This is a genomic window from Aquabacterium lacunae (assembly GCF_004310865.1).
GTDB classification, from domain to species: Bacteria; Pseudomonadota; Gammaproteobacteria; order Burkholderiales; family Burkholderiaceae_C; genus Aquabacterium; species Aquabacterium lacunae.
In genome coordinates this window covers 85,710-107,120 of the sequence record NZ_SIXI01000001.1, presented here as the reverse complement: position 1 = coordinate 107,120, position 21,411 = coordinate 85,710, and the positions used below count along the sequence as shown (strand labels likewise).

The 21,411-nt window shown below is 64.6% G+C and carries 18 protein-coding genes; 15 read left to right on the top strand and 3 right to left on the bottom strand.

Annotation, left to right across the window (positions count from 1 at the left end):
- Window positions 1-183 precede the first annotated feature (183 nt).
- From rimP to EYS42_RS00445, 10 genes are all read left to right on the top strand, one after another.
- Window positions 184-771: a ribosome maturation factor RimP gene (gene rimP / locus EYS42_RS00490; RefSeq protein WP_130965918.1), complete on the top strand. Its 588-nt coding sequence runs from the start codon at window positions 184-186 to the stop codon at window positions 769-771.
- Window positions 768-2,246 carry a transcription termination factor NusA gene (gene nusA / locus EYS42_RS00485; RefSeq protein WP_130965917.1) on the top strand — a complete coding sequence of 493 codons (1,479 nt, stop codon included), beginning with the start codon at window positions 768-770 and terminating at the stop codon, window positions 2,244-2,246. The genes rimP and nusA overlap by 4 nt, the downstream gene beginning before the upstream one ends.
- A 65-nt stretch (window positions 2,247-2,311) precedes the next feature.
- Complete coding sequence (gene infB, locus EYS42_RS00480; protein WP_130965916.1) at window positions 2,312-5,383, top strand: translation initiation factor IF-2; 3,072 nt, start codon at window positions 2,312-2,314, stop codon at window positions 5,381-5,383.
- 96 nt (window positions 5,384-5,479) lie between these two features.
- Window positions 5,480-5,845: a 30S ribosome-binding factor RbfA gene (gene rbfA / locus EYS42_RS00475; protein ID WP_130965915.1), complete on the top strand. Its 366-nt coding sequence runs from the start codon at window positions 5,480-5,482 to the stop codon at window positions 5,843-5,845.
- Between the two features lie 12 nt (window positions 5,846-5,857).
- The gene (gene truB / locus EYS42_RS00470) at window positions 5,858-6,853 is read left to right on the top strand and encodes a tRNA pseudouridine(55) synthase TruB (protein WP_245503445.1); all 996 of its coding nucleotides are present in this window, start codon (window positions 5,858-5,860) and stop codon (window positions 6,851-6,853) included.
- Between the two features lie 54 nt (window positions 6,854-6,907).
- The gene (gene typA / locus EYS42_RS00465; RefSeq protein WP_130965913.1) at window positions 6,908-8,740 is read left to right on the top strand and encodes a translational GTPase TypA; all 1,833 of its coding nucleotides are present in this window, start codon (window positions 6,908-6,910) and stop codon (window positions 8,738-8,740) included.
- A 103-nt stretch (window positions 8,741-8,843) separates the two neighbouring features.
- Window positions 8,844-9,962, top strand: a complete 1,119-nt coding sequence (locus EYS42_RS00460) for an enoyl-CoA hydratase/isomerase family protein (protein WP_130965912.1) — start codon at window positions 8,844-8,846, stop codon at window positions 9,960-9,962.
- Window positions 9,963-10,102: 140 nt separating this feature from the next.
- Window positions 10,103-10,753: a chalcone isomerase family protein gene (locus EYS42_RS00455; protein ID WP_130965911.1), complete on the top strand. Its 651-nt coding sequence runs from the start codon at window positions 10,103-10,105 to the stop codon at window positions 10,751-10,753.
- Window positions 10,740-11,642: a site-specific tyrosine recombinase XerD gene (gene xerD / locus EYS42_RS00450; RefSeq protein ID WP_130965910.1), complete on the top strand. Its 903-nt coding sequence runs from the start codon at window positions 10,740-10,742 to the stop codon at window positions 11,640-11,642. The genes EYS42_RS00455 and xerD overlap by 14 nt, the downstream gene beginning before the upstream one ends.
- 237 nt (window positions 11,643-11,879) lie before the next feature.
- On the top strand, window positions 11,880-14,738 hold the full coding sequence (locus tag EYS42_RS00445) for a YncE family protein (RefSeq protein ID WP_207301077.1): 2,859 nt from the start codon (window positions 11,880-11,882) through the stop codon (window positions 14,736-14,738).
- A gap of 105 nt (window positions 14,739-14,843) precedes the next feature.
- On the opposite strand, the gene EYS42_RS00440 is transcribed toward EYS42_RS00445, so the two are convergent.
- Both EYS42_RS00440 and EYS42_RS00435 read right to left on the bottom strand, forming a co-directional pair.
- Window positions 14,844-15,689, bottom strand: coding sequence for a ferritin-like domain-containing protein (locus tag EYS42_RS00440; RefSeq protein ID WP_342635506.1), 846 nt, complete (start codon window positions 15,687-15,689; stop codon window positions 14,844-14,846).
- A gap of 17 nt (window positions 15,690-15,706) precedes the next feature.
- Window positions 15,707-16,549, bottom strand: a complete 843-nt coding sequence (locus EYS42_RS00435) for an undecaprenyl-diphosphate phosphatase (protein ID WP_130965908.1) — start codon at window positions 16,547-16,549, stop codon at window positions 15,707-15,709.
- A 135-nt stretch (window positions 16,550-16,684) separates the two neighbouring features.
- Between EYS42_RS00435 and EYS42_RS00430 the strand changes: the two genes are divergently transcribed.
- The 5 genes from EYS42_RS00430 to EYS42_RS00410 all read left to right on the top strand — a co-directional run bounded on the left by EYS42_RS00430 (window position 16,685) and on the right by EYS42_RS00410 (window position 20,489).
- Window positions 16,685-18,253, top strand: a complete 1,569-nt coding sequence (locus EYS42_RS00430) for a protein adenylyltransferase SelO (RefSeq protein ID WP_130965907.1) — start codon at window positions 16,685-16,687, stop codon at window positions 18,251-18,253.
- A 35-nt stretch (window positions 18,254-18,288) separates the two neighbouring features.
- Window positions 18,289-18,687 (top strand): peptide-methionine (R)-S-oxide reductase MsrB, encoded by a 399-nt coding sequence (gene msrB / locus EYS42_RS00425; RefSeq protein ID WP_130965906.1) that lies wholly within the window; start codon window positions 18,289-18,291, stop codon window positions 18,685-18,687.
- A 19-nt stretch (window positions 18,688-18,706) separates the two neighbouring features.
- Window positions 18,707-19,348 carry a septation protein A gene (locus EYS42_RS00420; RefSeq protein WP_130965905.1) on the top strand — a complete coding sequence of 214 codons (642 nt, stop codon included), beginning with the start codon at window positions 18,707-18,709 and terminating at the stop codon, window positions 19,346-19,348.
- The gene (locus EYS42_RS00415) at window positions 19,345-19,620 is read left to right on the top strand and encodes a BolA family protein (RefSeq protein WP_130965904.1); all 276 of its coding nucleotides are present in this window, start codon (window positions 19,345-19,347) and stop codon (window positions 19,618-19,620) included. Before EYS42_RS00420 ends, EYS42_RS00415 begins: the two co-directional genes overlap by 4 nt.
- A 65-nt stretch (window positions 19,621-19,685) precedes the next feature.
- Window positions 19,686-20,489: a peptidylprolyl isomerase gene (locus EYS42_RS00410; protein WP_130965903.1), complete on the top strand. Its 804-nt coding sequence runs from the start codon at window positions 19,686-19,688 to the stop codon at window positions 20,487-20,489.
- A 90-nt stretch (window positions 20,490-20,579) separates the two neighbouring features.
- Here the strand turns inward: EYS42_RS00410 and trmB are convergent, their stop codons facing one another.
- A complete protein-coding gene (gene trmB / locus EYS42_RS00405) occupies window positions 20,580-21,302 on the bottom strand; it encodes a tRNA (guanosine(46)-N7)-methyltransferase TrmB (protein WP_130965902.1) in 723 nt (240 codons plus the stop codon).
- Window positions 21,303-21,411 lie beyond the last annotated feature (109 nt).

Sequence of the window (21,411 nt, the reverse complement as noted above, 5' to 3'; positions counted from 1 at the left end):
CCCTGTCAGCTCCTCGGCACTCTCGCATGGGCGGAGCAATCCAGCCCATTTTTTTTGCATTGGCGAAATCATTCGCCTTTTGGTCGTGGTGCACATGGCCCATCGCTCAGGCGGTGCAGTGTGTGCTGATCAGAGGTGTGGTTTGGCTCAGCCCTGCGGGGCGCTGAAAGGTGATGGAACTGGATGAGCTGGCTCAAGCGCGTTGAAGAAACAGTGACCGGTCTGGGTTACGAGGTCGTGGACTGCGAGCGCAGTGCCCAGGGTCTTCTGCGTGTCTACATCGATCGGCTGCCGGAAGGCGTCTACGACCAGCCCGGCGAGTTCGTCACCGTCGAAGATTGTGAGAAGGTCACCCGCCAGCTGCAGTACACGCTGGAAGTGGCCAACGTCGATTACGCCCGGCTCGAGGTGTCCTCGCCGGGGCTCGATCGCCCGCTGAAAACGCCCGAGCAATACGCGCGGTTCGCGGGGCAGGAAGTCGAGATCACGTTGAAGCTGGCCTTTCAGGGCCGCAAAAAATACAAAGGCGTGCTCGAGAGCGTGCCCGCCCCCGAAGGTGTGGAAGGTGCCGAGCCCAGCTGGCAGCTTGTCTACAAGGTCGGGGAAGGCAAGAAGGCCGTCGAGCAGGCCCTCGGATTCACGTTCGATGAAGTGCGCGAGGCCTGTCTGGTGCCCGTGGTCGACTTCAAAGGACGCGGTCGCCGGCCCGCAGCCGGTGATGACCAAGCTGCTGTCGATGAGGCTCAGGAACTCGGAGATCAAAACAAATGAACCGTGAACTGTTGTTGTTGGTGGATGCCATCTCGCGCGAAAAGAGCGTCGAGCGTGATGTGGTGTTCGGTGCTGTCGAATCTGCGCTGGCCTCGGCCACCAAAAAGCTTTATTCAGGTGAAGTGGACATTCGCGTGTCCATCAACCGCGACACCGGCGAATATGAAACCTTCCGCCGTTGGGTCGTCGTGCCCGATGAGGCCGGCCTGCAGAACCCTGAGGCCGAAGAAATGCTGTCCGATGCGCTGGACCGCATCGCCGACATCGAGGTGGGCGATTTCATCGAAGAGTCGATCGAATCCGTGCCCATCGGTCGCATCGGCGCTCAGGCAGCCAAGCAGGTCATCCTGCAGAAGATCCGTGATGCCGAGCGTGAGCAGTTGCTGAACGACTTCCTGGCCCGCGGCGAAAAGATCTTCGTCGGCACCGTCAAGCGCCTGGACAAGGGCGACATCATCGTCGAGTCGGGCCGTGTCGAAGGCCGCCTCAAGCGTGGCGAAATGATCCCCAAGGAAAACCTGCGCACCGGTGACCGCGTGCGTGCTTTCCTGGCCGGCATCGACACCGCTGCCCGTGGCCCGCAGATCATGCTGTCGCGTTCGTCGCCTGACTTCATGGTCGAGCTGTTCCGCCAGGAAGTGCCCGAAATCGAGCAAGGCTTGCTCGACATCAAGAGCTGCGCCCGTGACCCGGGCTCGCGCGCCAAGATCGCCGTGCAGTCTCATGACAAGCGTGTCGATCCGATCGGCACCTGCGTGGGTGTGCGCGGTTCGCGCGTCACCGCCGTCACCAACGAACTGGCCGGCGAGCGCGTCGACATCGTGCTGTGGTCGGAAGACCCCGCCCAGTTCGTGATTGGTGCCCTGGCCCCTGCCAACGTGCAGTCCATCTTCGTGGACGAAGAGCAGCACGGCATGGACGTGGTGGTCGACGAGGAAAACCTGGCCATCGCCATCGGCCGTGGTGGCCAGAACGTGCGCCTGGCCTCCGACCTGACCGGCTGGCGCATCAACATCATGACCGCCGAAGAGTCTGCCCAGAAGCAAGCGGTCGAAAGCGACAGCATCCGCAAGCTGTTCGTTGAAAAACTCGATGTCGACGAAGAAGTCGCCGACATCCTGATCGCCGAGGGGTTCACCAGCCTGGAAGAAGTGGCCTATGTGCCGCTGCAGGAAATGCTGGAGATCGAGTCCTTCGACGAAGACACGGTCAATGAGCTGCGCAACCGCGCCAAGGACGCTCTGCTGACCATGGAAATCGCCAAGGAAGAAGAGGTTGAAGCCCTGTCGGAGAACCTCAAGGACCTCGATGGTCTGACGCCTGAGCTGATCGCCAAACTGGCCGAGGGTGGCATCCACACCCGCGATGATCTGGCCGACCTGGCCGTCGACGAACTGGTGGAACTCACCGACATTTCGTCCGACGCCGCCAAGGCCCTGATCCTCAAGGCCCGTGAACACTGGTTTGTCAACTGATGGCTTTCTGACACCGCCAACGAACCGACCTCTTACTCGCTACCCGCATCGCAAGGATTAACACAATGGCCGTGACCACCGTCGCACAATTCGCCGCGGAGCTCAATCGCCCGGCTGCGACACTGCTGGAGCAGCTTCAATCGGCAGGCGTGCCCAAGCGCGCCCCGGATGACGTGCTCACGGAAGCCGACAAGGAACGCTTGCTCGATCACCTGCGTTCGGCCCATGGCACCCATGGCGCTGACCGCAAGAAGATCACGCTGACCCGCAAGACCTCCACCGAAATCAAGCAGGCTGACGCCTCTGGCAAAGCCCGCACCATCCAGGTCGAGGTCAAGAAGAAGCGAGTGTTCGTCAAGCGCGATGACGTGAGTGACGACGGTGGTGAGGCTCAAGCCGCGGCCGAAGCCGCCGACCTGGCCCGCCGCGAGGAAGAGGTTCGCGCCCAGGCCGAAGAGCTGCGCCGCCAGGAGGAGGCTCTGGCCGAACAGCGCCGCCAGCGTGAAGCACAGGAGCGAGCCGACCGCGAAGCCGCCGAAGCGGCCGCCCGTGCCCGCGAAGAGGCCGCCAAGGCCGAAGCCGCAGCCCACGAGGCCGCTGTGCGTGCCTCCGAAGAAGCGGCCAAGGCCGAAGCTGCCGCTGCCAATGCCCCCGCGGCCGATGCCGCCGCTGCCCAGGCAGAGGCTGCAGCCCGCCGCGCTGCCGCCCAGGCCGCAGCCCGCGCGGAAGCCGAAGCCATCAATGCGGCAGCGCGCGCTGCCAAGCAGGCCCGCGCCGACGCGAAGGCCGCTGCAGAAGCCGCTGCGGCTGCACCGGCCGAGCCGGTGGCACCCGCACCTGTGGCCGATGCGCCCGTGGTGGCTGCAGCCGCTGCGCCCACCGCCCCCGTTGCCCCGGCTGCACCTGCCCCGGCCGTGCGCGTGGTCAAGGCTGCAGACGTGGAAGCCGAGGAACAAAAGCGCCTGTCAGATCTGGAGCGCCGCCGCAAGGCCGCCGAGGCCGAAGCGGCAGCCATCCGCGCCATGATGGCCGCACCCAAAAAGGTGCTGACTGCCAAGAAGCCCGAACCTGCAGCCCCGGCTGCGGCCGCTGGTGCCAAGGAAGGCATCAAGGGCACCATCCACAAGCCCAAGGGTGCCCCCGGTGCTGCCGCACCGGCCGCTCCGGGCGCCGCCAAGCCAGGCGACAAGAAGTCGGTCAAGTCCGAGAAGCTGTCGTCTTCCTGGGCCAATGATGACAAGAAGCCCCGTGGCGCTCCCTCCAAGGGCCGTGGCGACTCTTTGAACAATGCACGCGGTGGCTGGAAAGCCCCGGGTGGCAAGGGCGGTCGTCGCGGTGACCGTGACAGTGGCTCCAACTTCGTGGCGCCGACCGAACCCCAGATCATCGAGGTTCACATCCCCGAGACCATCTCGGTGTCCGACCTGGCCCACAAGATGTCGGTCAAGGCCACCGAAGTCATCAAGCAGATGATGAAGCTTGGCCAGATGGTCACCATCAACCAGCACCTGGACCAGGAAACCGCCATGATCGTGGTGGAAGAAATGGGCCACAAGGCATTCGCAGCCAAGCTGGACGATCCGGATGCCTTCCTGGAAGAAGAACACGAAGACCAGGCCGCCACGGCCATGCCTCGTGCACCCGTGGTCACCGTCATGGGCCACGTCGACCACGGCAAGACCTCGCTGCTGGACTACATCCGCCGCAGCCGTGTGGCCGCTGGCGAAGCTGGTGGCATCACGCAGCACATCGGCGCCTACCACGTGGACACCCCGCGCGGCATGATCACCTTCCTGGACACTCCGGGTCACGAGGCCTTCACGGCCATGCGTGCTCGCGGCGCCAAGGCCACCGACATCGTCATCCTGGTGGTGGCGGCTGACGACGGCGTCATGCCCCAGACCAAGGAAGCCATCCACCACGCGAAGGCCGCTGGCGTGCCCATCGTGGTCGCGATCAACAAGATCGACAAGCCGGGTACCAACCTCGAGCGCGTGACCACCGAGCTGGTGTCCGAGCAAGTGGTGCCCGAAGCCTACGGCGGTGACGCACCGTTCTGCCCGGTGTCGGCCAAGACCGGCGAGGGCATCGATGCCCTGCTGGAAAACGTGCTGCTGCAAGCCGAAGTGCTGGAGCTGACCGCCCCGATCGAATCGCAGGCCAAGGGCCTGGTGATCGAAGCGCGTCTGGACAAGGGCCGCGGCCCTGTGGCGACCGTGCTGGTGCAGTCGGGCACCCTCAAGCGCGGCGACGTCGTGCTGGCGGGCGCTTCCTTCGGCCGCGTGCGCGCCATGCTGGACGAAGACGGCAAGCCGGCCACCGAGGCAGGCCCGTCCATTCCCGTGGAAATCCAGGGTCTGACGGAAGTGCCGTCGGCCGGTGATGAGTTCATGGTGCTGTCCGACGAACGTCGCGCCCGTGAAATCGCCACCTTCCGCCAGGGCAAGTACCGCGAAGTGACGCTGAACAAGCGCCAGGCCGCCAAGCTGGAAAGCGTGTTCGAGCAGATGGGTCAAGGCGAGGTTCAAAGCCTGCCGATCATCATCAAGGCCGACGTGCAAGGCTCGCAAGAAGCCCTGGCTGCTTCGCTGCTCAAGCTGTCGACCGACGAAGTGCGTGTGCAGATCGTGCACGCCGCCGTGGGTGGCATCTCCGAGTCGGACGTCAACCTGGCCATCGCTTCGAAGGCCGTGGTCATCGGCTTCAACACCCGTGCGGACGCCAACGCCCGCAAGGTGGCCGACCACAACGGTGTCGACCTGCGCTACTACAACATCATTTACGACGCGGTCGATGATGTGAAGGCAGCCATGGGCGGCATGCTGGCCCCCGAGCAGCGCGAAGAGATCATCGGCACCGCCGAAATCCGTCAGGTCTTCATTGCCTCGAAGATCGGCACGATCGGTGGCTCCATGGTCACCAGTGGTGTGGTCCGTCGCAACGCCAAGCTGCGCTTGCTGCGCGAGAACGTCGTCATCTACACCGGCGAACTCGAAGGCCTCAAGCGCTTCAAGGACGATGCCAAGGAAGTCCGCGAGGGCTTCGAGTGTGGTCTCAACATCAAGGGCTACAACGACATCAAGGAAGGCGACATCCTCGAGTTCTTCGAAATCAAGGAAGTGGCCCGCACCCTGTAAAAAGCGAGCCGGGCTTCTCCCCCCGCAACCCCGCCTGAGGCCCAGGCGGGGTTTGTGCTTGAGAGAGGGGCCCCACCGCACAGGATGGAATTCACCATGCGCCATAAACGCTCCACCCCCAATCGAAGCAACCGGGTTGCCGACCAGATCCAGCGCGATGTGGCCGAACTGATCCGTTCGCTCAAAGACCCCCGCATCGGCATGGTCACCATCAGCGCGGTCGAGGTCACGCCCGACTACGCCCATGCCAAGGTGTTTTTCTCGGTGCTGATCGGCAACCCGCAAGACTGCGAAGACGGCCTGAACGAGTCTGCGGGCTTCCTGCGCAACAGCCTGTTCAAGCGCCTGCAGATCCACACCGTGCCGACGCTGCATTTCCATTTCGACCGCACCACCGAGCGCGCGTCCGAGATGTCGCAGTTGATCAGCCGCGCCGTGGCCGACAAGGCCAAAGACGAGTGAGTGATGTCAGCCGTGAGCGTTCCTGAGTCTGTCATCACCCCCGAAGCCGACAAGCCGGTGCGGGTGAAACTGCCGCGCCGCGCCTTGCACGGTGTGGTGCTGCTCGACAAGCCGCTGGGCCTGTCCAGCAACGACGCTTTGCAGAAGGTCAAGCGCCTGTTCCGCGCCGAAAAGGCTGGCCACACCGGCACGCTCGACCCGCTGGCCACCGGCCTGCTGCCTCTGTGTTTGGGCGCTGCCACCAAGTTCTCGCAAGTTTCGCTCGATTCCGACAAGCGCTACACCGCCACCCTGCGTCTGGGCCAGACCACCACCACCGGTGACCTCGAAGGCCAGGTGGTGACCGATGTGCCCGTGAACCTGACCCGTGAGGCCGTGGAAGCCGCCTGCGCCGCCTTCCTGGGCCCGATCGACCAGGTGCCACCCATGCACTCGGCGCTCAAGCACGAGGGCAAGGCGCTGTACGAATACGCCCGCCAGGGCATCGAGATCGCCCGCGAGCCGCGCCGCATCACCATTCACCAGCTTGACATCCTGAGCTGGCAAAATGAGACCTTGGTGATCGATGTGCGTTGCTCGAAGGGCACCTACATCCGCACGCTGGCCGAAGACATCGGCCGCCACCTGGGCTGCGGCGCCCACCTCACGGCCTTGCGCCGCACGGCCTGTGGCCCGGTGGCCATTGGCCAGGCGGTCACGCTGGAGGCGTTGCAGGCCATGACCGAGGCCGAGCGCGATGCGCTGATCTGCCCGGTGGACGTGCTGGTGTCCGACTGGCCCGACGTGCTGCTGTCGCACGAAGATGCCGGCCGTTTCCTGTCAGGCATGCGCCGCCGTCTGGAGCTGCCCGATGCCCTGGCCATGCGTGTGTATGGCCCCAACCCGACCCTGACCCGCGAGCAACGCCCGCGGATCTTCCTCGGCAGTGCGCATGTCACGGCCGGTGAACTGATCCCGTCGAGGCTGCTGAGCCCGGCCGAGGTGCAGAGCCAGATCCTTCTGCCCTGAGCCAGCCTGCCAGCCCCGCATTCCGAATCGAAGTCTTCACGCAAAGAGCCTTTCATGAGCACCCAAATCCGCAACATCGCGATCATCGCCCACGTGGACCATGGCAAGACGACCATGGTGGACCAACTGCTGCGCCAGAGCGGCACCTTCGCCGACCACGAAAAGGTCGTCGACACCGTGATGGACAACAACGCCATCGAACGTGAGCGCGGCATCACCATCCTGGCCAAGAACTGCGCCGTGAGCTGGGAAGGCACCCACATCAACATCGTCGACACCCCGGGCCACGCGGACTTCGGTGGTGAAGTCGAACGCGCCCTGTCGATGGTCGACGGCGTGGTGCTGCTGATCGACGCGCAAGAAGGCCCGATGCCGCAAACGCGCTTCGTGACCAAGAAGGCCCTGGCCCTGGGCCTCAAACCCATCGTGGTGGTCAACAAGGTGGACAAGCCCGGTGCCAAGCCCGACGCCGTGATCAACGCCGCTTTCGACCTGTTCGACAAGCTGGGCGCCACCGACGAGCAGCTGGACTTCCCTGTGGTGTACGCCTCGGGCATCAACGGCTGGACCTCGCTGGAAGAAGGCGAGCCGGGTGCCCAGTGGGGCCCCGACATGTCGGCCCTGTTCAACACCATCCTCAAGCACGTGCCGCCGCAAAAGGGTGACCCCAACGCCCCGCTGCAGCTGCAGATCTCGGCGCTGGACTTCTCCACCTTCGTGGGCCGCATCGGCGTGGGCCGCATCAGCCAGGGCCGTGCCAAGCCCGGCCAAGATGTGGTCGTGATGGAAGGCCCCGGCGGCAAGACCGTCAAGGGCCGCATCAACCAGGTGCTGACCTTCCAGGGTCTGGACCGCGTGCAAGTGACCGAAGCCGGCCCCGGTGAAATCGTGCTGATCAACGGCATCGAAGAAATCGGCATCGGCGTGACCGTGACCGATCCGGCCAACCCGGCCCCGCTGCCCATGCTCAAGGTGGACGAGCCCACCCTGACCATGAACTTCTGCGTGAACACCTCGCCACTGGCTGGCCGCGAAGGCAAGTTCGTGACCTCGCGCCAGATCTGGGACCGCCTGCAAAAGGAACTGCAGCACAACGTGGCCCTGCGCGTGAAGGAAACCGACGAAGACGGCATCTTCGAGGTATGCGGTCGCGGCGAACTGCACCTGACCATCCTGCTGGAAAACATGCGCCGTGAAGGCTACGAACTGGCCGTGTCCAAGCCCCGCGTGATGTTCAAGGACATCGACGGTGTGAAGAGCGAGCCGATGGAGCTGGTCACCGCCGACGTGGAAGAAATCCACCAAGGCGGCGTGATGCAGGCCCTGGGCCTGCGCAAGGGCGAAATGATCAACATGGAGCCGGACGGCCATGGCCGTGTGCGCCTGGAATACCGCATCCCGGCCCGTGGCCTGATCGGTTTCAGCAACGAGTTCATGAACCTGACCCGTGGTTCGGGCCTGATCTCGTCGATCTTCGACGGCTATGAAGCCCACAAGGGTGAGATCGGTGGCCGCAAGAACGGCGTGCTGATCTCGATGGACGACGGTGAAATCTTCACCTACGCCCTGGGCAAGCTGGACGACCGCGGCCGCATGTTCGTCAAGCCGAACGACCCGGTGTACGAGGGCATGATCGTCGGCATCCACAGCCGCGACAACGACCTGGTGGTCAACGCCACGCGCACCAAGCAGCTGACCAACTTCCGCGTGTCGGGCAAGGAAGACGCCATCAAGATCACGCCCCCGATCGACCTGACCCTGGAATACGGTGTCGACTTCATCGACGACGACGAACTGGTCGAGATCACGCCCAAGAGCGTGCGTCTGCGCAAGCGTCACCTGAAGGAGCACGATCGCAAGCGCGCTTCGCGCGAAGCACAAGCCTGATCGCTGCGGCCACACCGGCCAGCGTTTAGGATGCAAGGGCCGCTTCCAAAAGGGGGCGGCCCTTGTTCCTTTCGGGGTGTCCGTTTTTGCCTGAGGAGTGTCGATGCAGGGCCTGGTGCTGACCGAGATCGTGGGGGGGGTGGGGGTGATCACCCTGAACCGCCCGAAGGCGCTCAACGCGCTGAACCTGGCCATGGTGCGCGAGCTGCGCGATGTGCTGGAGGCCTGGCGGCACGATGCCCGGGTGCACGCCGTGATGCTGCAAGGCTCGGCCCGCACGCTGCCCGACGGCACCTCGGCCGCTCGGCATTTCTGCGCGGGCGGTGACATCCGGTTCATGCACGAGGCGGCCATCACCGCCGACCTGACCCTGGACGATTTCTTCACCGAAGAGTACGCGCTGGACCACGTGATCCATGTGTACCCCAAGCCGCTGATCGCCTGGCTGGAGGGCATCGTCATGGGCGGCGGCATGGGCCTGGCGCAGGGCGCCACCCTGCGCGTGGCCACCGACGGCATCAAGATGGCCATGCCTGAAACCCGCATCGGGCTGTTCCCCGATGTGGCCGGCGGCTACTTTCTCTCGCGTTTGCAGGGGGCCACGGGCGAGTACCTGGGTGTGGTGGGGCAGGCCTTTGGTGTGGACGACGCCTTGCACTGGGGCCTGGCCGATGTGCGTGTGCCGGCCGAGGCCCGTCAGGTCTGGCTGCAAGGCCTGCAGGCCCGCCCGGTGACTTCTGGCGATGAGGCTGTGGCGCGTGCACGCGCGCTGGCCGCCGACGGGGTCGAACCTGCCCCGCAGTTCAGCCTGCACCAGGCTGCCATCGACCGCCACTTCGGCCTGCCCAGCGTGGCGGACATCGTGCACAGCCTGCAAGGCGACGGCAGCGACTGGGCCCAGGCGACCCTGGCGCACCTGGCGGGCAACTCTCCCTTGATGATGGCCGTGACGCTGAGGCAGATCCGTGAGGCCCGTGCCTTGCCGCTGGCCGAAGTGTTCCGTCTGGAGCGCAACCTGGTGCGGCAGTGCTTCGCTGTGCGCAAGGGGGCCGCGGGCGAAACCGTGGAGGGCGTGCGCGCCCTGGCGGTGGACAAGGACCACCAGCCCCGCTGGCAGCCCGCCACCCTGGACGACGTCACGTCCGAGCAGGTGCAGGCCTATTTCGAGCCCCCGTGGCCCGCGCACGCTCACCCGCTGCGCGACCTGCTGGACCCGGCCTGAGCGTTTGGGGCCTTCTGAGCACGCTTGCCAGCCCGTTGGTGGTTTTTTGTGAAGTCGGCTCGGGCAAACCCTCTCTTGTCGTCCATGGGGCTCGCCCACACGTTGTTCCACTGTGTGTGAAGCAAGGAAAGACTGTGCCCATGTTCAACACCGTTCGCCTGTGGGCCAAGGGCTGCGCCCAGGCTGGCCGTGGCTTGTGTGTGGTGGCCGCGCTGGCCGTGGTGTCTGGCGCCTTTGGCGTGGTGGGCCTGCCCGATGTGGGAGAGGCCCAGGCCGCCAGGCTGGAAGGCCAGCAGTTTGACGACACCCAGCAGGTTGCCGACCGCACCTTGCGCCTCAACGGGCTGGGCTTGCGCGGCGTGGCCTGGGTCAAGGCCTTCGTGGCCGGTTTGTACCTGCCGGCCCCCACGCGTGATGCGGCACAGGCCATGGCCATGCCGGGCCCCAAACGTTTGCGCATGAAGATCATGCTGGAAGCCCCGGCCGCCGAGTTGTCGAAGGCGGTGCGCCGCGGCGTGGCCAAGAACGAAAACGAGCGTGCCCAGGCCCAGCTGGCCGAGCGCGTGAGCCTCTTCAACCAGGCCATCGACAGCCTGGGCACACTCAAGGTGGGCGACGTGGTCGATCTTGACTGGCTGCCGGGCAAAGGCGCACAGTTGCGTCACAACGAGCGCGTGGTGGGGCCTCTGGTGGAGGGTGAAGACTTCTATCGCACCATTTTGAAGATCTACATTGGCGAGCGCCCGGTCGACAAGCGCATGAAGGAAGGCCTGCTGCGTGGTGGATCCTGAACTGGATCGCTTCATCGATGCCTTGTGGCTGGAAGACGGCCTGAGTGCCAACACCCTGGCCGCCTACCGGCGTGACCTGCAGGGCCTGATCGACTGGTGTCGTCAGCAGGTGGGCGCTGCGCCGAATGCACCCACCCTGATCGCCCTGCACGAGCACGACTTGCTGGCCTACATCGCGGCCCAGCATGCCCGCACCAAGGCCAGTTCGGCCAGCCGGCGCCTGAGCACCTTCAAGCGCTTTTACCGGTGGGCCATCCGCGAACACCTGATGGCGCACGATCCCACCGTCAAGCTCGACGCGCCGCGCCAGCCCGTGCGCATGCCTTCGACCCTGACCGAGGCACAGGTGGAAGCCTTGCTGGACGCACCCGATGTGAACGAGCCCATTGGCCTGCGTGACAAGGCCATGATCGAGCTGATGTACGCCAGTGGCCTGCGCGTGAGCGAACTGGTCGATCTCAAGGCTGTGCACCTGTCTTTGGCCGATGGGGTGGTGCGCGTGACCGGCAAAGGCAGCAAAGAGCGCCTGGTGCCCTTCGGCGCCGAAGCCGCCGACTGGATCACCCGCTACGCTGCCACAGCGCGGCCCGCCATCCTGGGCGGGCAAAGCAGCGATGCGCTGTTCGTCACGGCCCGCGCCGAGGGCATGAGCCGACAGATGTTCTGGAAACTCATTCGCAAATACAGTGTGGTGGCCGGCATCACGCAGCACCTGTCGCCGCACACCTTGCGGCATGCCTTCGCCACGCACCTGCTCAACCACGGCGCAGACCTGCGCGTGGTGCAGATGCTGCTCGGCCATGCCGACATCTCGACCACCCAGGTGTACACCCACGTGGCCCGCGAGCGTTTGAGGCAACTGCATTCGGCGCATCACCCCAGGGCCTGAGGCACCTGCAGCCGGTTGTGCGCTGCCTGAAGTTCTCGGGGACTTACCCTGAACCGACCTGAACAAGCCTTGTCATTTCTTCCCCCGTGAACACGGGGGTGGGCGTCCGCGCATGACAGCCGGCAGGGGGTTGGCGCGGTTTACGCACAGAAACAGCACCGTGAACATAGTGTTCAAGCAACTGACTGATCAGAAAGCCAGATGCCAGACACAGATCTTCCCGTCCAGGAGACACACATGACTGTTCACACTGCACCCTCCAAGCGCCGCTGGTCGGCCCTGAAGGTCGCGCGCCAGACGCTTCAGCTCACGGCCATGGCCGTGGCCTTGGGCGCATCGGTGGGCGCCCAGGCCCAGACCAAGCCCAATTTCATTGCCTTTGAAACGGGGCAGGTGCGTCCTCTGGCCCAGTCGGCCGACGGCACCCGCCTGTTCGCGGTCAATACGCCCAACAACACGCTGGAAATTTTCCGCATCACGTCGACCGGCCTGCAGCTGGAGTCGCGCGTGCCGGTGGGCATGGAGCCCGTGGCCGTGGCCCTGCGCAACGACAACGAAGTGTGGGTGGTCAACCACCTGTCCGACAGCGTGAGCGTGGTCAGCCTCAGCGGCACCCCCCGCGTGGTGCGCACCCTGCTGGTGGGTGACGAGCCGCGTGACATCGTGTTCGCCGGCAGCCCCGCACGGGCTTTCATCACCACGGCACACCGTGGCCAGCACCTGACCGACGCCTCGATCGCCGGTGTGCCTGGCGCGGGCGACCCGAAGCTGACCACCGCCGGTGTGGGCCGCAGCGACGTCTGGGTGTTCGACCCGGCCAACCTGGGCAACCAGCTGGGTGGTCTGCCGCTGAAGATCATGAACTTCTTCTCGGACACGCCGCGCGCCCTGGCCGTGAGCCCCGACAAGAACACGGTGTACGTGGCGGCCTTCAAGTCGGGCAACCAGACCACTTCGGTCAACGAAGAGCTGGTGTGTGACAGCTTCGAGCTGAACAAGCCTTGCACCATCAAGGAAACCACGGTGCCTGGCGGCCGTCTGGGCCCGCAGACCAATGCCGAAGGCAAGCCCGCACCCAAGGCCGGCCTGCTGGTGAAGTACGACAAGGCCAGCAAGAAGTGGCTGGACGAGAAGGGTCGCGACTGGACCAAGGCCGTGATGTACACGCTGCCTGACAAGGACGTGTTCGCCGTCGATGCCAACGCGCTGACCGAAAAGAGCTTCTTCTCGGGCCTGGGCACCACCCTGTTCAACATGGCCGTCAACCCGACCACCGGCAAGTTGTACGTCTCGAACACCGAGTCGAACAACATGGTGCGTTTCGAAGGCCCCGGCAAGCACGGTGGTTCCACCGTGCAGGGCAAGATCGCCCTGTCGCGCATCAGCGTGGTCAACAACGGCCAGGTCACCACCCGCCACCTGAACAAGCACATCGATTACAGCAAGCTGGCTGACAACCCGTCGTTCGACTGGACCGCCAAGAATCATTCGCTGGCCTTCCCGATGGACATGGCGGTGACCAAAGATGGCCGCAAGCTGTATGTCACCGCCTACGGCTCCAGCAAGATCGGCGTGTTCAACACCTCGGAGCTGGAGGCAGACACCTTCAACCCCCGCACGGCCAGCAGCAACTACATCGACGTCACCGGCGGTGGCCCGGCTGGCATCGTGCTGGACGAGGCCCGTGGTCAGATGTACGTGATGACCCGTTTCGACAATGCCGTGAAGGTGATCAACCTGAGCAGCAAGGCCGAAGTAGGCGTTGCCAAGCTGCCGAACCCTGAGCCCGCACACATCGTGGCGGGTCGCCCCTTCCTGTACGACGCCAAGCTGTCATCGGCCAACGGCGAATCGGCCTGCGCCTCCTGCCACATCTTCGGTGACGAAGATGCACTGGCCTGGGACCTGGGCAACCCGGACGATGTGGTCACCAAGAGCCCCATCCCCGGCAAGTTCACCGACCCGACCCAGTTTGCCGTGGCCAAGGTCATCTTCAACGTGAAGAACAAGATCAACGGCAGCGACGACCCGAAGGACTTCCACCCGATGAAGGGCCCGATGGTCACGCAGTCGCTGCGCGGCATGCGCAACCAGGGTGCCATGCACTGGCGTGGTGACCGCGCCACTGGCGAGTTCGGCACCGATGCGTTCGACACCACGATCTCGTTCAAGAACTTCGCAGGTGCTTTTGCTGGCCTGCTGGGCAACAAGGAGCACATGAGCGAAGAAGGCATGAACATCTTCGCGAAGTTCATCCTCGACGTTCAGTACCCGCCCAACCCGGTTCGCAACCTGGACAACTCGCTGACGCCTGCTCAGAAGCGCGGTTCCGATTTCTACTTCGGCACCCGTCCGTCTGACGGCTTCAAGATCAGCCTGCTGGGCAGCACCCTGTCGCCCAACAACAACTGCAATGGCTGCCACACCATCGACGCCACGAAGGGCCAGTACGGTTCCAACGGCATGCAGTCGTTCGAAGGCATTGCGCAGATCTTCAAGATCCCGCACGTGCGCAACATGTACCAGAAGGTGGGTCGCTTCGGTGCCCCGGCCCAGCCGTTCTCGACGGCCAAGGGCTCGGGCTTCCTGGGTGACCAGGTGCGTGGCTACGGCTTCGTGCATGACGGCTCTGCCGACACCCTGGCCCACTTCTTCACGGTGCGTGTGTTCTCGCCGACCCTGAACTCGGGCTTCCCGCTGTTCAACCCGGACGCCACCCGCCGCGACGTGGAAGCCTACATGCACGCCGTGGACAGCGACCTGGCACCCATCGTGGGCCAGCAGGTGACCCTGACGGCTTCGAACGCCGCCACCGCCGGCCCGCGTGTGACCCTGCTGATGAACCGTGCCAAGGCTGCTTTCGTGTCGAAGGAACTGGGTGGCAACACCACCGAGTGTGACCTGGTCGCCAACGTGGTGGAAGCCGGTACCGCCCGCAGCTACCTGTTCAACGTGAGCACGGGCAACTTCGAGACCAGCACCGGCACCAGCCGCACCGACGCAGCCCTGCGTGGTCTGGCTGCCACCGCTGGCCAGGAAGTGACCTACACCTGCACCCCCCCGGGTTCGGGCAAGCGCATCGCCTTCGGCAGCTGATCGAATCCTCAGCCTGAATGGCAAAGCCCCAGCGCCTCGCGGCCTGGGGCTTTTTTCATGGGCGGTTGTGTCAGGGTCAGCAAGCGCCGTAGCCAGGGCCAAGGTTCAGCCCGATTCGCCCAGCAGGAAGCGCATTTCGTCGTCGGTGAAGCCCGCCCGTTTGCGGGCTTCGATGTTGTAGGGCGGGCGCAGGCGTGGGGCCTCATGGGCCTGTACCAGTTGCGGGTAGACAGTGGTGGGGTTGAGCCCGCGCGTGGCGCACAGGTGGTGGAACCATCGGTTGCCGATGGCCACGTGCCCCACCTCATCGCGCAAGATGATGTCGAGGATGGCCACGGCCTGCAGGTCACCGGCTTTCGTCAGCTTGGCCTGGATGGGCGGTGTGGCGTCCAGCCCGCGGGCCTCCAGCGTGCGCGGCACCAGGGCCATGCGCGCCACGATGTCATCCGCCGTGCGCTCGCACATGGCCCACAGGCCGTTGTGCGCATCGAAATCACCATAGTCGAAGCCCAGTGTGCGCAGGTGATCGCGCAGCAGGGTGAAGTGCAAGGCCTCTTCCTGGGCCACCTGCAGCCAGTCTCGGTAGAACGCGTCGGGCATGCCGTCAAAGCGCCACACGGCGTCCAGCGCCAGGTTGATGGCGTTGAACTCGATGTGGCAGATGGCATGCAGCAGTGCGGCACGGCCTTCCAGCGTGAAGGGCGAGCGAGTCGGCACGTCTTTGGCCGGGACCAGGGCAGGGCGGGGTGGCCGGCCCGGCAGCGTGCTGAGCGGCACTTGCGCGACCGGAGCGCGCCATTGGCCGGCGCCTTCCCAGCCGCCTGATCCCGTTTGTGCTGCCTGACTCAACCGTTGCCACAAGGCCAGCACCGACTGAGCCTTGGCCTGCGGGTCGGTTTCCTGCAGCAAGCTCAGGGCCTGAGCCCGCAGAGGCGGCTCAGGCAGAACCATGCTGGGCGCCAAGCCGCTCATTCAGCCCAGACGATCCAGCCCTGGTGGGCCGACAGCAACACCAGCACGCCGAAGCCGATGCGGTACCAGGCGAAGGGCACGAAATCGTGGGTAGAGACGAACTTCAGCAGCCAGCGCACGCAGATCCAGGCCGAGATGAAGGCGAACACCAGCCCGGTCAGAAACACCGGGGCATCGGCCAGGGTCAGGATCTCGCGTTCCTTGTAGAGGCTGTAGGCACCCGCACCCATCAGCGTGGGAATGCCCAGGAAGAAGCTGAACTCGGTGGCCGCCTTGCGCGACAGCCCCAGCATCATGCCGCCGATGATGCTGGCGCCCGAGCGGCTGGTGCCCGGCACCAGGGCCAGGCACTGCAGCAGGCCGACTTTCAGCGCGTCCATCGGGCCCATGTCGTCGATGGTTTCGATGCGGGCCACCGGCTGGGCCTTGGCGCGCTTTTCAGCCCACAGGATGATGATGCCCCCGATGATGAACGTGGTGGCCACCACGGTGGGTGTGAACAGGTGGGCCTTGATGGCTTTGCCGAAGATCAGGGCCAGCACGACGGCCGGCAGGAAACCCACCAGCACATTCAGCGCGAAGCGCTGCGCCTGTGCGTCATGGGTGATGCCTTTGACGGTGCTCAGGATGCGCTGCCAGTACACCAGCACCACCGCGAAGATGGCGCCGGTCTGGATGGCGATGTCGAACACCTTGGCCTTCTCGTGTCCCAGCGAGGTGCCGAAGTCGATCAGCGAGCCAGCCAGGATCAGGTGACCGGTGCTGGAGATGGGCAGGAACTCGGTCAGGCCTTCGACAACGCCCATGACCATTGATTTCAACAACAGCGCCTGATCCACGAGAGTCCTTTTTGCATGGTTCTTTGGTAACCACGGATCTTAGGGCAGCTTGTGTGACATGCCCGCCGCAGAGGCCCTCGATCTGCAGGGGGTGGCACCCTGTGTCAGGATCCTGGGTGCAACACTGGGTACACGATGTCTGAATTCCACGAGGGCCTCCGGTGGCCCAACCGCTATCTGCAGTGGGCTGAAACGGCCCAGGCCCTGCACGGCCCCCGGCTGATCCACCGCCAGGGGGGCGAGCCCCTGGAGGGGCTGCATTGGGTGGCGCACAGTGCGAATGCCGCGGCCAGCCTGGGGTGGCCTGCCGACTGGTGGGAATCTGTGGGCCCAGAAGGGCGCCACGCGCTGGAGGTGTTCGCCGGGCATGCTTGCTGGCCTGGCATGGCCCCTTGCGCCACGGTTTACAGTGGCCACCAGTTCGGCCAGTGGGCCGGCCAGCTCGGTGACGGTCGGGCTTTGCTGCTGGGTGAGGTCGCCAGCCCCCAGGGGCCTCAGGAGATCCAACTCAAAGGCGCGGGGCAGACACCGTATTCGCGCCGTGGCGATGGCCGCGCGGTGCTGCGCTCATCGGTCCGTGAGTTCCTGTGCAGCGAGGCGATGCACGCCCTGGGCATCCCGACCAGCCGGGCCCTGTGCCTGGTGGGGGCCAGCACCCGGGTGGCGCGTGAAACCGTGGAAACGGCGGCGGTGGTCACGCGGGTGGCGCCGAGTTTTGTGCGTTTCGGCCACTTCGAGCACCTGGCGCACCACCCGCAGCCTGGTCACCTGGCGGCCTTGGCGGCGCTGGTCGATTTCGTGGTCGAGGAGCACCTTCCCGCGCTGGCTCACCTGCCAAAAGCCAGCACGTCGCCTGAACGCCCGCTCGCCCTGTTGCGGTACGCCGCCGAATCCACGGCGCGCTTGATGGCGCAATGGCAGGCGGTGGGCTTTTGCCATGGGGTGATGAACACCGACAATATGTCGATCCTGGGGCTGACCATCGACTACGGCCCGTTCGGGTTCATGGACGCCTTCGACCCCGACCACATCTGCAACCACTCCGACCATGCGGGCCGCTATCGCTGGCGTTACCAGCCTGACATCGGGTTCTGGAACTGTGGCGCGCTGGCCCAGGCCTTGGCGGCGCTGGTGCCCGATGCAGCCCAAGACCAGAGCGACGGTCAGCTGGCCCTGCTGGACGCCCTGCGCCACTACGAGGCGGTCTATGAAACAGCCATGACCGAGCGCTGGTGTGCCAAGCTGGGCCTTCACACCGTGCAGCCGGGCGATGCCGACCTGGCACAGCGCTGGCTCAAGCTGATGGCCGGGCAGAAGGCGGACTTCACCATCGCGTTCCGGCGCCTGTCGAAGTTCCGGCCCGATCTGGCGCCCGATGCACCCGACAACGCGGTGGTGCGCGACCTGTTCCTGGACCGCCGCGCTTTTGACGCCTGGGCGAACGACTACAGCGCCCGTCTGGCCTTGCAGGCCGAGTCACAGGCACTCAGGGCCGCGCGCATGGACGCTGTCAACCCCTGGGTGGTCTTGCGCAACCACCTGGCCCAGCAGGCCATTGACCTGGCTCAGCGCGGTGATTTCAGCGAAGTGCACCGCCTGCACACCTTGCTGCAAGACCCCTACACCGAGCGCCCCGAGGGCGTCCGTGATGCCGATTTCCCGCCTGACTGGGCAGCGGCCATTGCCGTGTCCTGTTCGTCCTGAGCCCATCCCGGCCTTCATCCATTGGAGCCCCCACCATGAGCGACTACAAGGTTCACAAGCCCGACGCCGAATGGCGCGCCCAACTCGACGACATGCAGTACCGCGTCACACGCCATGCGGCCACCGAGCGGGCTTTCACGGGCAAGTTCTGGGACCATTTCGAGGACGGCACTTACCAGTGCGTCTGTTGTGGCGCGCCGCTCTTCGATGCCCGCACCAAGTTCGACGCGGGCTGCGGCTGGCCCAGCTATTTCGAGCCCATCCGCGGCGGAATCATCGAGCGCGTGATGGACCACAGCCATGGCATGGTGCGTGTGGAGGTGCGCTGCCAGGACTGCGGTGCGCACCTGGGCCATGTGTTCGATGATGGCCCCGCACCCACGGGCGAGCGGTTTTGCATCAACTCCGCCGCGATAGACTTCAAGCCGCGTTGAACGAACCGAAACCCTAGCCATGAAGCTGCTGCTCGATTTCCTGCCCATCGTGGCATTTTTTGCCACCTACAAATGGGGCGAAGGCCACAAAGACGCGGTGGCCCAGTGGCTTACCCAGCACCTGGGCTTCATGGTCAACGGTGGCGTGGTGGGGGCCAGCGAAGCCGCCGTGATGCTTGCCACCCTGGTGGTGGTGGCCATTTCGCTGGTGCAGGTTGTGGTCATGAAACTGTTGCGCAAGCCCATCGACAAGATGCTGTGGATCAGCCTGGTCGTGGTGGTGGGCCTGGGCGCGCTCACGCTGTACTTCCACAGCGAAACCTTCATCAAGTGGAAGCCCACCATCATCTACGCGGTGATGGCCGGCGGCCTGCTGATCAGCGACATCGTCATGGGCAAGTTCGTGCTGCGCGCGGCCATGCAGGCACACGACCTGTCGGTTCCTGACACCGTGTGGCGCCGCCTGAGCTGGGCCTGGATCGCGTTCTTCGTGGGCATGGGCCTGCTGAACCTGTACGTCGCCTACCAGTACAGCACCGACACCTGGGTCAACTTCAAGATGTGGGGCAGCATGGGCCTGATGCTGGTGTTCACCCTGGCCCAAGGGTTGTACCTGAGTCGGCACATGCAGGCCGCTGAGGCCGCCAAGGAGCGCGCATGAGTGAACAGCCCACGTTCAACGTCACGGCTGACAAGGTGCGCGACGCCTTGCAGCAGGCACTTTCCCCCGTGTTCATCGAGGTTTCAGACGATAGTCATCTGCACGCCGGCCATGCTGGCGCACGTTCCGGCAAGCATTTCTCGGTGCACATCAAAGGGCCATGCTTTGCGGGAATGAAGCCTGTTCAACGGCATCGCCTTGTGTATGATGCCCTGCGCGATCTGATCCCCCAGGGGATCCACGCGCTGGCCATCAAGGCCGAGGAACTTTGAGAACAATCCAGAGACAAACCAGGGGCGCTCACGGCGCCCTTCCGATCACCCACACCGTCGTTTCCATGAAGATCCAACGCATCGCTCAGGTTGCCGTGCTGGCCGCCGCTGTCGCCGCCATCGCGCCCGCCATGGCCCAGAACATCGCCGTGGTCAACGGCAAGGGTGTGCCCGTCGCACGCTTCGAGGCCATGAAGGCCCAGGTGGCCAAGCAAGGTCAGCAGATCACGCCCGAGATCGAAGGCAAGATCAAGGAGCAACTGGTGAAGATGGAAATCTTTGCCCAGGAAGCCGAGCGCCGTGGCGTTGCCCAGAGCAAGGAATACCGTGAGCAGATGGAATTCGTGCGCCAGAACGTGCTGATCCAGCTGATGTTCGCCGACTTCGAAAAGAAGAATGGCGCCAGCGAAGCCGACGCCAAGGCCGAGTACGACAAGTTCAAGGCCGCCAATGGCGAGAGCGAGTACCGCGCACGCCACATCCTGGTCGAGAAGGAAGAAGAAGCCAAGGCCCTGGTGGCCCAGCTCAAGGCCGGTGCCAAGTTCGAAGACCTGGCCAAGAAGGCTTCGAAGGATCCGGGCTCGGCGGAAAACGGTGGCGATCTGGACTGGGCGACGCCGGGCAACTACGTGCCTGAGTTCTCGGAAGCCATGACCAAGCTCAAGAAGGGTGAATTCACCGAAACCCCGGTCAAGTCGCAGTTCGGCTTCCACATCATCAAGCTGGAAGACATGCGCGCTGCGCAGTTCCCCTCCTTCGACGAAGTCAAGGGCCAGCTGATGCAGCGTGGCGCACAAGAGCGTGCGGCCAAGTTCCGCGACGACCTCGTCAAGAACGCTAAAACGGACTTCAAGTTCCCGGGCAAGTGATGCCCAGGCCTGCGCAGCCTTCTGCTGCGCAGGGCGACAAAAACAACGAAGGCCCCGTGAGGGGCCTTTTTCGTGCCGTGGGGAGAGGGCTCAGGCTTTGCGGAACACCAAGTCCCACACACCGTGCCCCAGCCGCAAGCCTCGGTTTTCGAATTTGGTCAGCGGTCGGTAGGCCGGCTTGTCAGCGTAGCTGCCAGCGGTGTTGCGCAGGGCAGTGTTGGCGCTCAGCACTTCCAGCATCTGCTGTGCATAGGGCTCCCAGTCGGTGGCCAGGTGCAGGTATCCGCCCGGCTTGAGTCGGCTCACCAATTGGTCCACGAACGTCGGCTGGATCAGTCGGCGTTTGTGATGGCGCTTCTTGTGCCACGGGTCGGGGAAGTAGATGTGCACGCCATCCAGGCTGCCTTCGGCAATCATGTGTTCCATCACCTCCACGGCGTCGTGCTGAAGGATGCGGATGTTCGTGATGTCGTGCTCGCCAATTTTCTTGAGCAGGGCGCCGACACCGGGCTCATGCACTTCGCAAGCCAGGAAATCGGTGTCGGACAGGGTCTGTGCGATCTGAGCCGTGGCGTCGCCCATGCCGAAGCCGATTTCTAGCACCACCGGCGCTTGCCGACCAAATGTGGCAGTGGTGTCCAGCACTTCGGCGCGGAAGGGCACCAGAAAGCGCGGCCCCAGTTCACGCAATGCGCGCTCCTGGCCTTCGGTGGTCCGACCTGCACGCATCACGAAACTTTTGATGGTGCGGTGATGAGGAGCGTCTGCCGCGTTTTCGCTCGAAGGTGCGGCTTGCTGGTTGTCGTCTGTCATGACGTCTTTGGGGTGGAAACTCAAGGCGAGGCGCGCATTGTCGCCGGTTCCTGAAGGCCTGTCGAAGGCACCCTCGGGCGGGGTACCTATGGAAAACCAGACCCCACAA

Bases quoted from the DNA above. Each gene is read 5' to 3' on its own strand.
- rimP (WP_130965918.1), top strand. From the start codon at position 184: ATGAGCTGGCTCAAGCGCGTTGAAGAAACAGTGACCGGTCTGGGTTAC.
- nusA (WP_130965917.1), top strand. From the start codon at position 768: ATGAACCGTGAACTGTTGTTGTTGGTGGATGCCATCTCGCGCGAAAAG.
- infB (WP_130965916.1), top strand. From the start codon at position 2,312: ATGGCCGTGACCACCGTCGCACAATTCGCCGCGGAGCTCAATCGCCCG.
- rbfA (WP_130965915.1), top strand. From the start codon at position 5,480: ATGCGCCATAAACGCTCCACCCCCAATCGAAGCAACCGGGTTGCCGAC.
- typA (WP_130965913.1), top strand. From the start codon at position 6,908: ATGAGCACCCAAATCCGCAACATCGCGATCATCGCCCACGTGGACCAT.
- EYS42_RS00460 (WP_130965912.1), top strand. From the start codon at position 8,844: ATGCAGGGCCTGGTGCTGACCGAGATCGTGGGGGGGGTGGGGGTGATC.
- EYS42_RS00455 (WP_130965911.1), top strand. From the start codon at position 10,103: ATGTTCAACACCGTTCGCCTGTGGGCCAAGGGCTGCGCCCAGGCTGGC.
- EYS42_RS00445 (WP_207301077.1), top strand. From the start codon at position 11,880: ATGACTGTTCACACTGCACCCTCCAAGCGCCGCTGGTCGGCCCTGAAG.
- EYS42_RS00440 (WP_342635506.1), bottom strand. From the start codon at position 15,689: ATGGTTCTGCCTGAGCCGCCTCTGCGGGCTCAGGCCCTGAGCTTGCTG.
- EYS42_RS00430 (WP_130965907.1), top strand. From the start codon at position 16,685: ATGTCTGAATTCCACGAGGGCCTCCGGTGGCCCAACCGCTATCTGCAG.
- msrB (WP_130965906.1), top strand. From the start codon at position 18,289: ATGAGCGACTACAAGGTTCACAAGCCCGACGCCGAATGGCGCGCCCAA.
- EYS42_RS00420 (WP_130965905.1), top strand. From the start codon at position 18,707: ATGAAGCTGCTGCTCGATTTCCTGCCCATCGTGGCATTTTTTGCCACC.
- EYS42_RS00415 (WP_130965904.1), top strand. From the start codon at position 19,345: ATGAGTGAACAGCCCACGTTCAACGTCACGGCTGACAAGGTGCGCGAC.
- EYS42_RS00410 (WP_130965903.1), top strand. From the start codon at position 19,686: ATGAAGATCCAACGCATCGCTCAGGTTGCCGTGCTGGCCGCCGCTGTC.
- trmB (WP_130965902.1), bottom strand. From the start codon at position 21,302: ATGACAGACGACAACCAGCAAGCCGCACCTTCGAGCGAAAACGCGGCA.